7 protein-coding genes are annotated in these 12,475 nt (G+C 42.2%); 4 read left to right on the forward strand and 3 right to left on the reverse strand.

The genetic code is table 11. The annotated features are described in order from the left end of the window. The first annotated feature begins 167 nt into the window (after nt 1-167). From CYLST_RS08795 to CYLST_RS33230, 3 genes are all read left to right on the forward strand, one after another. Nucleotides 168-5,321, forward strand: coding sequence for an nSTAND1 domain-containing NTPase (locus tag CYLST_RS08795; protein ID WP_015207361.1), 5,154 nt, complete (start codon nt 168-170; stop codon nt 5,319-5,321). Nucleotides 5,322-5,502: 181 nt separating this feature from the next. Continuing rightward, complete coding sequence (locus CYLST_RS32210) at nt 5,503-7,695, forward strand: VWD domain-containing protein (protein ID WP_015207362.1); 2,193 nt, start codon at nt 5,503-5,505, stop codon at nt 7,693-7,695. Between the two features lie 241 nt (nt 7,696-7,936). Continuing rightward, on the forward strand, nt 7,937-8,074 hold the full coding sequence (locus CYLST_RS33230; RefSeq protein ID WP_245587481.1) for a helix-turn-helix domain-containing protein: 138 nt from the start codon (nt 7,937-7,939) through the stop codon (nt 8,072-8,074). 161 nt (nt 8,075-8,235) lie between these two features. Here CYLST_RS33230 and arfB read toward each other — a convergent pair whose 3' ends face one another. The 3 genes from arfB to CYLST_RS08815 all read right to left on the reverse strand — a co-directional run bounded on the left by arfB (nt 8,236) and on the right by CYLST_RS08815 (nt 11,662). Beyond that, on the reverse strand, nt 8,236-8,649 hold the full coding sequence (gene arfB / locus CYLST_RS08805; protein WP_015207363.1) for an alternative ribosome rescue aminoacyl-tRNA hydrolase ArfB: 414 nt from the start codon (nt 8,647-8,649) through the stop codon (nt 8,236-8,238). 88 nt (nt 8,650-8,737) lie between these two features. Beyond that, a complete protein-coding gene (locus CYLST_RS08810) occupies nt 8,738-10,357 on the reverse strand; it encodes an iron uptake porin (RefSeq protein ID WP_015207364.1) in 1,620 nt (539 codons plus the stop codon). A gap of 36 nt (nt 10,358-10,393) precedes the next feature. Beyond that, a complete protein-coding gene (locus CYLST_RS08815; protein WP_015207365.1) occupies nt 10,394-11,662 on the reverse strand; it encodes a FecR family protein in 1,269 nt (422 codons plus the stop codon). 319 nt (nt 11,663-11,981) lie between these two features. Between CYLST_RS08815 and CYLST_RS08820 the strand changes: the two genes are divergently transcribed. After that, entirely contained in the window at nt 11,982-12,452 is a 471-nt protein-coding gene (locus tag CYLST_RS08820) for a DUF4870 domain-containing protein (RefSeq protein ID WP_015207366.1), read from the forward strand. The last annotated feature ends 23 nt before the right edge of the window (nt 12,453-12,475 follow it).

Raw genomic sequence — 12,475 nt, forward strand, 5'->3', positions numbered from 1 at the left:
TTCAACTCCTTAAGTCATCTTAAGTATCTTTACTTATTTTGGGCAGTAATTACTAAACTTGCATAAAACAATGACAGTCAATCTATAAAGTAAAGTAAGTTAAAACTAGCCATAATATTAGTCTGGTTTTCCCTAATGGAAAAATTTTGAATTTTTAATTTTAAAAAATGTGTCCACGCGGCGTTGCTACCAGTCAATCAACTTCAGGTAAACAAACAATTACCTCTAAACTTTGGTTGCTGCTAGTGGGAGTCAACCAATACCAAGATAAACGAATTCCTCCTCTACGCTATTCAGCAGTGGATTGTCAGATATTAGCAGAAGCCTTAGCAGGTGCAACACAGGAGCAATTTCTGCAAAAAGAAGTAAAAATATATCATGATTTTGCTCAGGAATTTTCATTATTAGCAACGGTGCGGACAACTTTACAGCAAATAACTGCGGCTGCGGCACCACTGGATACAATTCTCTTTTATTTTTCCGGCCACGGAATGCTTCAGCCTCAAAATCAGCAAGCATTTCTGTGTTTAGCAGATACGCAAAAAGATGATTTACCAAATACAGCTTTAGCTGTGCAGGAATTGTTGCAGCTATTAGGTAATAGTAGGGCACAGAATCAGTTAGTCTGGCTGGATGCTTGTCATAGTGGGGGAATGACACTCAGGGGGATGAATCCTACCCCGCAATTGGTAGAAGTATTGCAGCAACGCGCTGCAAAAAGTAAAGGTTTTTATGCTCTACTTTCTTGCGACACAGAACAGCAATCATGGGAATTTCCTGAACTGGGACATGGAGTATTTACTTATTATTTAATGCGGGGTTTACAAGGCGATGCCGCAGATGTACAAGGGTTAATTTCTGCTGATGGACTTTATCGGTATGTTTATTACCAAACGCTGCAATATATAGATAAAACTAATCAACAATTACGACTAATTAATCAGCAGAAAAGAGGTAAAGGAGACACTCATTTATTTAGTGAATACCCGCTACAAACGCCGAAGCGAATTGTCGAAGGAGTCGGAGAACTCATTTTAGGGAATATTCCGGCAATTCCTGAATTCCGTCCTCCAAGAACAGCACTGGTAATAGAGGGAATTAGCGGTTCTCAGAAAACACTGGATTTTAGTAAAATGTTGGCTAGTGTTGCTGCTTTTGATTTGCAGTACTTACCTCGTTCTAGAACCACAACGGTTAAAGATATCCGCGCGGCGATTCAAGAATGTCTGCGTTCACTCAGTCAGCAACAGCGACAGAGAACTGAAGAACCAGCCACGGTTTTGTTATATCTGCGGGGACGTTTAGCCCAAACCCCAACTGGGGAAGCGGCTTTTGTTTTGTTAGAGGATATCTGGTTGGGTCGTTCGTGGTTAAAAAAACAGTTACGTCGTTCTCAAGTCGCGCAACAAATCATTATTTTAGATTGTCCGGTAGTTGATGCGCGATTTATGGCGTCTCTACAGGAATGGGTAGAAGATTTGCAACTTGGTTCTGAGACGGGACAATGTATTATTGCGGCTAACTCCCCGAAAGTTAATCCTGAACAGTTTGCTCAAGCGCTTACTGATACTTTGAATGCTGCTGCTAAACCTGCCGGCTTATCAGTCGCTGGCTGGATTAGCCAATTGCAAGTATACCTGGCTGGTGCTTTGAATTTACACATTTGGCTATCAGGTACCCAGGGTGTGATAGAAATCATCCCGCCAACTACTGGTGGACGCAGCAATAAAGCAGCACTGGATTTAAAAATTTGCCCTTATCGGGGGTTACGCGCTTTTGGTGAAGAAGACGCTCAATATTTCTATGGTAGAGAAACTTTAACCCGGCAGTTGATTAGCCAGTTAGGACAGAAATCTTTTCTCGCTGTGGTGGGTGCGTCTGGTAGCGGTAAATCTTCTGTAGTACATGGGGGGTTAATTGCTCAGTTGCGTCTTGGTAAACAACTCCCTGGTAGTGATTCTTGGTGGATGAAAAGCTTGTGTCCGGGTACAAGACCTCTGGATGCTTTAGCACGCAGACTTGCAGGGGAGGGGAAAGGGGAAAATCTCGCCCCTCATCTCTTATTAGAAGGAATGTTATATCAGGGAGTAGAAGGCTTTGTCTACTGGATACGTAGCCGGCCGGAACCAATGGTGGTTTTGGTAATTGACCAGTTTGAGGAATTATTCACCCTAGCGCCGAGTGAGGATAGACAGCGGTTTTTAGAGTTGGTTTTGGGGGCGGTGGAATATGCACCTGATAAGTTTAAATTGGTGATGACTTTACGGGCTGATTTTATCGCGGCTTGTTTGGAAGTTTCTGCGCTGGCTAGATGGTTGCAACAGTCAAGTGTCTTAGTACCACCAAACCTGAGTGATGAGGACTATCGCCGTGTAATTGTTAACCCAGCGGAACAAGTGGGGTTAAAGGTAGAACCGGGACTGGTGGAAGTTTTGTTACAGGAGTTAAATCACTCGGCGGGTGATTTACCGCTGTTGGAATTTGTTCTCGAACAGTTGTGGGAGTTCCGTCAAGGGGGTGAGTTGACGTTGTTCGCTTATCAGCAGCAGGTAGGTGGAATTAAAGGAGCGTTGGAACGCAAGGCTCAGGCGGTTTATGACGGTTTAGATAGCCAAACTCAAGATTGCGCTCGCTGGATTTTTCTATCGCTTACGCAATTAGGAGAAGGTACGGAAGATACTCGGCGTAGAGTTTTTAAGTCTGAGTTGGTTGTGCAAAGATATCCGGCGTTGTTGGTGGAAAGAACTCTGCAAGCTTTAACTGCTGGTAAGTTGGTGGTGGTGAATTTAGATGAGGCTGTGGGGAGTGTCAAAGGTGAGGAAGTTTCTCTTATCGCTTCTTCTTCGGTGGTGACGATAGAGGTAGTTCATGAAATTCTGATTCGTCATTGGTCAACTTTGCGCTGGTGGTTGGAGGAAAATCGTAGTAGACTGCGATCGCAACGGCAAGTTGAGCAAGCAGCTGCTTTATGGAAACATAACGATGAACAAGCTGATTTTTTGCTGTCTGGCATTCGCCTAGGGGAGGCGGAAGAAATTTATGTTAAATATACAGATGAATTGTCTCAAGATGTCCAACACTTCATCGCTGCTTGTTTAGAAGCCAGACAGCGGCAGCAATTTGAGCAAAAGAAGAGACTTAGACAAGCGCAAAGGGCTATTGCAGTTATTAGTATTTTGGGAATTATTGCTAGTGGTTTCGGTGGTTTGGCATACTTCCAAAAACAATCTGCTCAGTTACGAGAAGTTGCGGCTTTGAATGCCTCGTCGGAAGCTTTATTATTATCTAATCAGCAATTGGAAGCTTTAATTGCGAGTGTGAAATCTGGGCGAGAACTTAAGCAAGTTTTTGCACCACCAAAAGATATCCAATTTGCAACTGCGGCGAGTTTTCAGCAAGCTGTTACTCAAACTCAAGAATTTAACCGCTTGCAAGGTCATAATCAACAAGTTAATGCTGTCAGTTTTAGCCATGATGGTAGGTTTATCGCTTCTGCTAGTGATGATCAAACGGTGAAAATTTGGAATTCATCTGGGCAATTATTTACAACTTTTCCGGGATTCAAAAACCGAGTTATATCTGTTGCTTTTAGTCCTGATGGTAAGTTTATTGCGGCTAGTGCTGATAATACTATTCAAGTTTTTGGCAATGATATCGGATTAGGGGAGAAATTTTTTTTAACGAACCGCCAAGAACGCCAAGAACGCCAAGATAATAAAGAAGGAGGAACTTTTAAAACCAATAGTAGGTTAGTGAAATCTTTATCTGAACATACTGATATTGTTACAGATATAAGTTTTAGCCATGATGGGAATATTCTTGCTTCTAGTAGTTTGGATCATACTGTGAAATTATGGCGCATTGATGGCACTCTCATCAATAGTTGGAATGCTGATAATGGTTGGGTAAATACTGTTTGCTTTAGCCCTGATGGTCAGGTTATCGCTTCTGGTGGTGAAGATAATGTGGTGAAGCTTTGGCAGGCATCAAATGGTAAGTTAATTACGAGTCTAGTGGGACATAAAGGACGCATTACCCGGATTAAGTTTAGTCCTGATGGTAAATATATCGCTTCGGCTAGTGGTGACAAAACTATTAAGTTGTGGAATGCTGACGGTAAATTATTACAAACTCTAGAATCTCACAGCGAACAAGTCAACAGCATCAGCTTTAGTCCAGATAATCAGTTTTTAGCATCTGCTGCGGCTGACAATACTATTAAACTTTGGCGGCTAAATGGGAGTTTATTAGCTACTTTGAAAGGGCATGGTGAACAGGTTAGGGATGTCAGCTTTAGCCAAGATGGTAAAATTCTCGCTTCTGCTAGTGCTGATAAAACTATTAAATTGTGGCAAGTGCCGAATAATGAACTGCTAGAAGGCAATGTTAATAGTGTTGGTTTCAATACTGACGGTAAAATATTTGCATCTGCTGGTTGGGATGGAAATATCACTATTCGGCGACGAGATAAATTGACTAACTTACAAAAGTTTAAAGGACATCCAGATATTATAAATGCTGTAATTTTTAGCCAGAATGGAAAATATTTGGCAACGGCTAGCGCCGATAAAACTATTAAAGTTTGGAATAGTCAAAATTTTCAGTTAATTAAAATATTTACAGGACATAATAACAGAGTTACAAGTATTAGTTTTAGTCCAGATAGTCGTATTCTTGCTTCTGCTAGTGCTGATAAAACAATTAAGTTATGGCGAATTGCAGATGGTACTCTATTACAAACGCTGATAGGGCATATTGATGAGGTGACAACTGTCAGTTTTAGCCCCGATGGTAAAAGTTTAGCTTCTGGTAGTGCTGATAATACAGTTAAACTTTGGCGAATAGATGGGATGCTACTCAAGAATTTTACTGGACATAATTTAGCGATCGCATCCGTAAAATTTAGTCCAGACGGTAAAACCCTGGCTTCAGCCAGTTGGGACAATACTATCAAGCTTTGGAATGTCACCACAGGACAGTTAATCAATACTCTCGCTGGACATAGCGATGGTGTAACGGGCCTGAGTTTCTCCCCTGACGGTCAAATTCTCGCTTCTGGTAGCGCTGACAATACGATCAAACTGTGGAACACTCCAACCGGCACATTACTCAAAACCCTTTTGGGACATCCACATCGAGTTAACAGCCTTAGTTTCAGTCCCGATGGTAAATTGTTGCTGAGTGGCGGTAAAGATGCCGGGGTGATGCTGTGGGATTTAGATTTAGACGATTTGATGCAGCGGGGGTGTGCGAGATTAACAGACTACCTCCAGAATAACCCAAATGTCAAAGAAGATGAGCGTCATATTTGCGATCGCTAATTACAGCAGTTTTCATCTATTTGAACCACATCCGCCGCCGAGAACATTGCTGTGCCCCTACCGCGTGGTCTATTTACCTAAAAATTGCTGTAAATTAGCCTTGGTAAATAAAAGTATCAAAAGTGCGGCGATGGTCATGTCTTGAGTATTTTCAGAGATATTTATTAGGAAGAGCTTTAACATGAAGTTAAAACGAAAGTGGATTGGATTTCTCTTAATCCTGCTGAGTAGTGTTTTGCTGCTGGTGGTCACTTACCCCAAGCCTGCACTTTCGGCTTTTCCACCTTACGGGATGGTGACTAAGACTGCCACCGATTTGGGTAATCTGATTGGACGAAAGATCACCCGCCCGATTTTAATCACAGACGAAAAAACGTCTCCTCCCAACTTTGCCGACGACATCAAAAAGCTAAAAGGTGATGCAGGAGCATATACTGTTCGAGCTAAGAAAGAAAACGGGATATGGGTCGAGCAACCCGATGGCGAAAAAATGGACACCTGCTGGATCGTTTGGCTTTCCCCCTTTTCCAATGACCAGCAAGACAAATCGCTCCTTGCCCACGAGGTATACCACTGTTTCCAGAATGAATTAATCGTAGCCAAGGAGCTTCCCGACTGGTTAATTGAAGGATCTGCTCAATGGGCAGCAGAAGAATATGTGGGCGGAACGAAGATTAGTAGTCCTAGCTGGAAAGAGTATTTGACTAACGCCAAAGCCTTATTTAGTCGGAAGTATGATGCCATCGGACTTTACGCCCACCTGAAAAACAACGGGGTCAACGTCTGGAAAGAACTTGATCAGCTACTCAAAAACACTTCCAACAATTCCGACATCCTCTTCAAACAACTAGTCAGTGATGTGGGCGATATGTTCCTGACCAATTGGGCCGCTGGGTTGGCACGACTTACTAAAGCCGGGCCCGACTGGGACACTACTGGTCCTGGCATCACTTTAGACAAGCGAGAACCGACCCCAATTGCTATTTCTACATCTGCTCCGCTTTCCGTAGAAATCCTACCTGTAAACCAAGCCTTATACGACATCACCCTTCCTGACAGTAAAATCATCAAGTTCAACATCAAAGGGTACGGAGCTTTGCGCTGGGATGGCGGCAGTAGCGATGTACTTAAGTTCAGCCAAAGTTTTGCCAAAAGCTACTGTGTGGCGAAAACCTGCCAATGCAAAGATGGCTCTTCGCCATCAGGGGTAGAATCCGCGCCCTCTGGCAAAGTCCTGCTAGCAGTGACAGGGACAACTCAATCTACGCTGGTGGATGTTACTGTGGAAGAAAATCCTTGTCAGAAAGACAAACCTGGTAAGAGTGGCGGCAGTAGTAGCCCTAATTCTGATTCGCTTAGTGGCGGTAGCAGCAAAACGGATAGTAGCGGCAGTACCAAAACTGGCACGAGCTACGGTGACCCCCACCTGATCACATTTGATGGGTTCCGCTACAGTTTCCAGACAGTGGGCGAGTTTTTATTGAGCCAGTCTCAGGATAGCAAGTTTGCGGTGCAGACGCGTCAATCCCAAGTATCAGGGCAACAACTGACCCTAAACACGGCGGTTGCCATGAAGGTTGGAAGCGATCGCGTTGCCTTCTATGCTCAAAATGCGCCTAACTCCAACCCCTCACTGCTCTGGGTAAATGGCAAACCTGTGGAGTTGCAAAACGGCATCCTGACGCTAACCGATGGTGTGGTGCAAAAGCGCAGCGATCAGCAATATGTGATTCAGTGGAAAACGGGTGAACAGGTAACTGTGCGCCTGAGTCAGGTAGCAAAGCTGACTTTTCTGAATGTCACTGCCAGCGTGTCTGCTACCCAACCGGGAGGTTACAATGGCTTACTGGGCAATATTGATGGCAATGCAGCGAACGACTTGCAAACCCGCGCTGGCAAAGTAATTCCCGCAAAATCCAGTTACGGTCAACTCACCTCCGCCCTCAACAACTTGCTGCCCACTCCGATTCCGCTCTCTCAGCTAGAAACAGCCTTTCTAGATCAACTGCATCGTGAGTTTGGGAACAGTTGGCGAATTCGATCTAGTGAGTCTTTATTTGACTATGGGTTGGGTCAATCTACTGAAACCTTTAGCAATCCGAGTTTTCCCCAACGTTACCTCACCCTCAGCTCTTTGCTGCCCGCGCAGTTGCGAACGGCTGAAAACGTTTGCCGTAAAGCAGGTGTAGAGGCGAGCCTACTGGAAGGCTGTATCTTTGATGTGGGCATGACAAACCAACCCGGTTTTGCCCAGGCTGCTGCAAAAGCTCTGGTGCAGGGAGAGATAGATCGGACGATCAATCGGGCGGTTGACCAAGTGCGAGACAAAATCCCCGTGCCGATTCCAGTCAAAATTCCGGGCTTTCCGTTCTAGGTGACGTACTCCACACACTCCCCGAAGATAGCGAGACGCTGTTCGCGTTCGGGTGAGTGTGGGCATCTGGGGGACTCTTCTTTGAAGACATTGACTGAAGAAATGTGATGCCTACTGCTCCCGTGAGGGTTAATTAACAGTTAGCGAAAAGCTAACAATTACTACCAATTACTCACATTTAATTTGCCGCCAAATGCATCAAATTTAAGATGAAGTTAGCATTTTTATGTAAAATACAATCATGCTAATAGGATTCAAGACAAAACTTAAGGTAAGCAAGCAGCAGCGTCTACTACTGGCACAACACGCAGGAGTAGCAAGACACGCCTGGAATCGAGGGTTAGCATTATGCCAACAATTAACGCTGCTATTAATTTAAGTCAAGAAGCGGCTAGATTAGTCGGGGAGAGCCTGTGGACTGGATAGTGTCGACACTTCCAGGTGGAAACAGGAAGAAACAGCAGAAAATCGTTAGTAATTGTTAGCATTTTTGGATCGGATACACATATTATTTAGGATCACTTCAGAAGCCATTGCATTTTAATCAATTACTTGCTTTCTCGTGGACTTAATCTGTCCTCGCTTAGTTTTACTGTCAAGACGTTTTCTTTGAGAACTGCGAGTCGGTTTAGTGGGTTTGCGTTTTTCGGGCAGTATGACCGCATTTTTAACGAGTTCTTTAAGTCGTTCAAAAGCTGCCTCCCGGTTCTTTTCTTGGCTTCGGTGTTCTTGAGATTTGATGACAACAACCCCTTCAAGGGTAATGCGTCGGTCATTTAACTTCAAAAGCTGTTCTTTATAGAAAGCGGGTAATGATGAATTCTGAATATCAAATCGTAGGTGGATGGCAGTAGAAACCTTATTAACATTTTGGCCTCCTGCACCTTGAGACCGAATCGCACTAATTTCAATTTCGCTATCGGAAATAATGATTTTGTTAGAAATTTGCAGCATAACTTATAATATAGCTTAACTAGGGCAGTTGCGTAGATTTCATATTCATTTGTAACAAGTTAAAAGCAAGTCAATTAGTTTAAAAATCCTAAAAACTAAAAGTAGTCCGAATTGCCCCCACAAAAATATCATTGTTGCTCGAAATATGTCCAGGGTCAGTCACAATAAAAAATCCCGGAGTAATAGCAATATTATCATTCACTAAAAAACGATAAAAAACCTCATAATGTGTAGAATTTCCTCGGTCTATGTTGGTAAATAAATATCCATTATTCAACTTGAGCGGTTGACCAATAATCAACCCAAATAAATCGCCCTTTCTACCAAAAGGATCATATAAACCTAAAGAAGCTTGATATGTAGTAGTCAGCGCAACTGCATCTGATGTTAAGGCATCAGTTACGACTGCACCTCCCCAAAGGCTAAAAACCACCTGATTAGTTAGTTGCCATTTCATGCTAGCGTTGAGAGCATGAATTTGAGCAGGTGCATTTAAGCCACCAGAAGTATCAGCATTGCCGCTACCTGTGCCAGTATCTAATTGACCATCTTTCGCATAGGCATTTATATAAGTTAAACCAGTAATTAAAGAAGAAGTTGGCTTATATAATAATTGCACTCCCAAAGCACTATGATCTGTACTAAATAAACCTTGGTTACTATCATTAGTATTTCTAGTACCATAGGCAAATTGCAAGCGAACTGTATCAGAAAGCAACCAATCAAAGCCTAAACCAGCATCAAGACTGCCAATTTTGAAAAGGGGAGATGAACCAGCAAAGAGAGAAATAGCCCCTCCTCCAGCGTCAGCGTAGGGTGAGTTAACGCTGAGAACACTGCCTAAACTGAATCCTACAGGTTTGAAAGTGAAAACAACGCGATCGCCTAATCCAGCAACTCGATATTCTAAAGAATCCAATTTTACCTGATTTTCGTAATCTGCCTGCCAAGCTAGCCTAGCCATATTGGTGTTAAAAGCTTCAGGATTACCAAAGCTATCTCCCGCACTATTCCCCGTTACCAACCCAATGCGAAAACGGTCTTTACCATTGAAAGAAGACACCAGTTGCAATTGTGTGAGTTGAGTCAAAATTGTGTTAGCTTCTCCTTTACCTGGAGGCTTACCACCAGAACCCGTTGCTAAACCTAAGATTACTTGTCCACCCAAACCGACAGTAGTCGAAAATTGTTGGGCTGTTAAATTGGCATTACGCGCTTCTAAGTCGGCAATTCTCCCTGTTAAATTTGTTAATTCGGTTGCAAATTCTGTTTGGAGTTTTTGTAATGTTTCCAAGTCAGCTTTTTTAACTTGCTCTGTTAAACCTGCCGCAACTAATTGATTAATTTTATCTAATGCTGCCTGTAAACCTGCGGCGAATTCATAGCGAGTTAAGGGACGGTTGCCTTTAAATGTTCCATCGCCATAACCAGCAATTACACCATAACGTTCAACTAAAGATTGCAATGCCGTGAAAGCCCAATCACTAGGCTGAATATCAGATAATTGTGATACTGAGTTCAACCGCTCGTCGTTGCTATCAGAGTCTTCATAACTCTGAGATATGTTGTCTAAATTTTCCGACTTTTCTGAGTAAATTACTTGTAAATTGCGAATATTTTCCTCATTTGCATTAACTGCCAAAGCTGGTGCAGCTAAACAAAATACTGCTGTTCCAGATAAGAACAATAATTTGTTGTAGATCATCATCACCCATCACACATAAATATCTGGACAAATTAGCGATTAGCGATCGCGTGCTACCCCAGTTGTCAAACTACCATAATAGGGAATTCCCTCTTGGGGTTCATCACCGTTGACCCCAAAAACTTGAATCTGGGTTATTTGACCATTAGCATCGATAACTGAGCCACTTGCATTATTACCATTCAAACCAGCTTTATTAGATATACCTGTTGTGCCATCAATGGTAACAGTACCTTCATCAAAATCTACAGAAATTTGTTTTGGAGAGTTGGAACTATTATCAGGGATAAACATGCCATTATTTCCTCCTGTTTTGACGAATGTACCAGTGATAACTTGCTGGTTAATAATTCTAACTGAAGCGCGGGGACGAGGATTTAAATCTCCCTCAGTACCATTTAAAGCATCTGATAAGAAAGTCTTAGTAAATCCCTCTATTCTCTTCGTTTGATTTCTCAATGCTGCCAAAGTTTCAATTCTCACAGCTTTGAGTGTTTCCTGCACTGGAACCGCTTCTTGAGCAACTAAATTTTCTTGTCCTGGCCCGATACCACCAGTCAAAGTGATTATTTTATAAAATCCTTTTAAGTCAAATTCCTGTACATTTCCTACCACTCCATTTTTGACAGCTACTGTCTGACCACCTTTTAAAGCAACGATTTTTTTATCTTTCAAATCAGAGATTTTAATATCTCCATCCGTCAAAGCATAAACTTGTGTGATGTTACGTGCTGAATTGTGACTCACCATCACTGCACTGGCTTGATTTGCTGGTTGAGATAGAGCGAGTTTAGTTGCTGTCGGTTGTACAGCACCACCGTTATTTTGACTTAAATTATTAGTATTAGCAGCAGGAAGTACTGCCAGGATACTTATTTTACTTTCTGGCGTTTCAATTTCCGTGCCAACGCTACCTGGTGGACTTAAAATTAAAGTAGTGCCATTCTCCAACTTAAAGATCATTTCCTGAAGGGCAATGCGATTTGGTAGTTGAAAGCGACGCACACCTGGTTCAAATCGAAATGTGCTACTCTGATCTACTCGAATTAATGATTTATCGTTAAAGAAAAGTTGAGCTTCAGAGCTAACGCCTGTCCTAACTGCATCTCGTGGAACTATTACATCTTTTGCTTTTGCTGGGCGTCGAGTTTGATTTTGCAGCAACAGTTCGACTATCTTCGTTAGCTTGTAAACTTCCGCACGGGTTAGTTGCTCGTCTTGTACAGCTAGTACAGGAGTCATCGAATATAGTGTTAGTAGACTGCTAACAATTAACTTTTGAGTTACAGACCAAATCTGCTGTCTCATCAATCTAATCCTTTAATAATAAAGATATATCTAATTAAATGGCTTGACTTTTATACTACCTACACTAATAGAGTTATTATAGGTAGCTTATGTTCCGATTAATAATATTTTTTTTCAGAAATTAAACTGCCCTCCCCCTCTCCTGACTTTGTTCGGAGTTGTTTAGAGGGCGTCACCTGTCTTCAGCCACCCGCGTATTTACAAGGTACCCCGTTACATGGGTTTTTCCGATGCAATCGCTAGTTTTCCCCTTACATTAGGCGATTCTTGGTAGTAAAATAGAGGATTACTCCCTCAATCACTGCGAAAATTAAAAGCCATGCAACGAGAAAAACCAAAACAACAAATGCGTATATGGGCGATGTTGTGTCATCTCTCAGCGCTTTTAGCATGGATAATCTTGTGTTGTTTTATTTTTCTCGGTTTGCCGTTATTTTTACCAGTAAATCTTTTGCCACCATTGATGATTTGGCAATTAAAAAAAGCACAATACCCCTGGATTGATCTTCAAGGTAAAGAGGCTTTGAACTTTCAAATCTCATTGACGTTTTATACTTTTATTATCATCATAATCTCTTTGTTTTTTATGGTAACCAGTTTTGGTCTTGCAGTGACTAGCAATCAGGCATCAAATCATGTAAATACCACCTTAGATAGTTTACTAATTGTGTTCATGATGTTTATTTTATTCATCCTGTCAGTACAATTATTTCTGGTGACCTTTGCAGGCATCAAAGCATACAATGGAGAGCATTATCGATATCCTTTGACGATTCGAGTTTTGCGGTAAAAATCAAATTAAGTATATAGACG

The sequence above is a fragment of the Cylindrospermum stagnale PCC 7417 genome, from assembly GCF_000317535.1.
Classification (GTDB): domain Bacteria; phylum Cyanobacteriota; class Cyanobacteriia; order Cyanobacteriales; family Nostocaceae; genus Cylindrospermum; species Cylindrospermum stagnale.